The organism is Serratia sp. A07 (assembly GCF_058725505.1).
Map to the genome: position 1 here is coordinate 1 of NZ_JBZXDO010000128.1, position 2,183 is coordinate 2,183.

Annotated in this window: 3 protein-coding genes and 1 pseudogene; all 4 read left to right on the forward strand. The window is 46.4% G+C overall.

The window, feature by feature from the left end; genetic code table 11:
- A partial coding sequence (locus AC4PR2_RS28465; protein ID WP_492175998.1) for a phage tail tip fiber protein occupies nucleotides 1-738 on the forward strand: 738 nt, incomplete at its 5' end.
- A gap of 274 nt (nucleotides 739-1,012) precedes the next feature.
- Entirely contained in the window at nucleotides 1,013-1,744 is a 732-nt protein-coding gene (locus AC4PR2_RS28470) for a hypothetical protein (protein ID WP_492175999.1), read from the forward strand.
- Between the two features lie 35 nt (nucleotides 1,745-1,779).
- Complete coding sequence (gene cor, locus AC4PR2_RS28475; protein ID WP_430727033.1) at nucleotides 1,780-2,019, forward strand: phage exclusion lipoprotein Cor; 240 nt, start codon at nucleotides 1,780-1,782, stop codon at nucleotides 2,017-2,019.
- A gap of 69 nt (nucleotides 2,020-2,088) precedes the next feature.
- Nucleotides 2,089-2,183: pseudogene (locus AC4PR2_RS28480) on the forward strand (tail fiber protein); the annotation flags it as partial.

Genomic DNA, 2,183 nt, shown 5'->3' on the forward strand with positions numbered 1-2,183 from the left:
TCCAACGCAAACGCCGGTGACTACCTGGAGAGCATCGGCGATGGCTTCCTGACGGATAAGGACGGTGACCGCCTCACTGGCGACATTGACACAAACATTGAGGCCATCATTCAGAATGCGCTGGCCAACAACGCGACGGTTGAGCACCAGTGGGCGCAGTACGGCACGGTACGGGCTGATATTCTGGTGGTGAAAACCACAATAGCAGAAGTCGATCACGCCCTGGCCGAACTGTCTACGCAGGTGCAGGCGCAGATTGACGACGTGACAGCTGTACTGGAGGACAAGCTGACGGCCACGGTTGATGCCGACGGCGCAACGGCAATCCACACACTGAAAGCGGGTGTGAGGGTTAACGGCATGTTCTACAACGCGGGTATGTCGATCGCCGTGCTGGCGGAAACCGGTAAACCCGTCATCACCCGTATCGGTTTCAACGCCAATCAGTTCGTGTTGATGAGCGGCAGCGGCGACACGCAATACTCGCCATTCGCTGTGGTTAACGGCCAGGTGTTTATCAGCGACGCTTTCATTCAGGATGGCTCAATCAATAATGCCAAGATTGGGAACTATATTCAGTCGAATGATTACGTCGCTGGAAGGAAAGGATGGCAGCTAAATAAGGCCGGTGTATTTGAGATTAACGCGAGTAACTCACGAGGGCGTTCCAGATTTACCGGTGACTCGTGGGTTATGACAGATTCAAATAATATCAATCGTATAGAGGTTGCTCTTTAATGCCGACTTTCATTGTTAGAGATGCTTCTGGAAGGATTAAGGTAGACCTTTCTAAGAGACTAACCAAGGTTATCGGCGTAACTACAACCTCGCCGGGCGTTCCTGGTAGCATAAATGTTGTTGGATACGAAAATGGAAGTATTTGGTATTCAGCAACACCGGCTGAAAATGATGGCTTGACTAGATTTACTTCTCTGATGGTGAATATCAATTCGGGTATCATTTCGTGGGGTGCTAGCCCAAGGCCCTACACAATCATGTGGGGCATTTACTAATGGCTTTTATTCGCGTTTTGAATGACTGGGGAAGTGTTTTAATTGATGATAGTTTCATGAACATTAGATTAGCATCGAAAGGTAATCTTTCAATTAATAGGGATGTTGATGAAGGAGACTATCAGGACATTAATTACACAGCAACTAACCCAGAGTATCCTCCGCTACTGGCTATAAGGTGCACCAGCCATAGAACAACGATTGTAAGAACACTGAAGGTGGGAAATAATTATACGTTTAGGATTGGTTACATGATTGGATTAGACCCATCTAATCCTTCAAACGTAACAGGTCAGTTCTATATATTTGACTCCGCACCAAAAACAAACTCGAGAATAGGTAATCTCTGCTTGAGGAACTCGGTAGGACAAGTTGTTTTTGATAGTGGATATGATTATATGAATGTGGTTGATATGGTTTATCTGCCCGGTTTCAATAATGGGAGTCAGCCTCAGACGAATAAAGCATACCCAACTGACAAAGAGTATGCAGCCGTAACAGTAAGCCAGGGATATTTTTGGTCATTCTCATCTTCATATGATGATGTCGGGAAGTATTGGGAAACTGATATCACATACATGTTCTCAGGGGTGGTGTTCTCTGGTAACACTGCGTTGTTTCAAGGTGGCGTGTTCCACAGCCAGTATCTGCAATCGCAATCTAGCCAGGGGCAAGGCAATAGCCAATCTGGACTTGGTGTGTATATGATTATTGATGTGACTGGATTATAATGATTTCACTATAACTGATCATGGAAGAGGTCTATATGAATGCGAATAAAATAATCACCATTTGCACTATACTATTGCTAACCGGTTGTGCAAATCTGATGAAAGAACGCCCAGTGTTGTGTGAGGGCGTCGCTAACATAGGCCGACAAGACTATCGGATTCCCATTTACGATACGCGCGATTATGGTGGTAAAAAACAATACTTAGCGGGTTCAGTGTTCAAGTCAACATGGGTAGACACAACCAACTTCACGCGCACGACCTGCGATAAATAAAAGTCACTCAACACCAAGCAACCCGGCCACCGCGCCGGGTTTTTTGTTGCCTAAATTCAGGAGAGCATCATGCCCGCAGGCACTCTTACCCTAACGAACAACTCCGCCGTAGTGAAAGGTACGGGGACGGCGTTCAATACCGAGCTGAAAGCCGGTGATTTCAT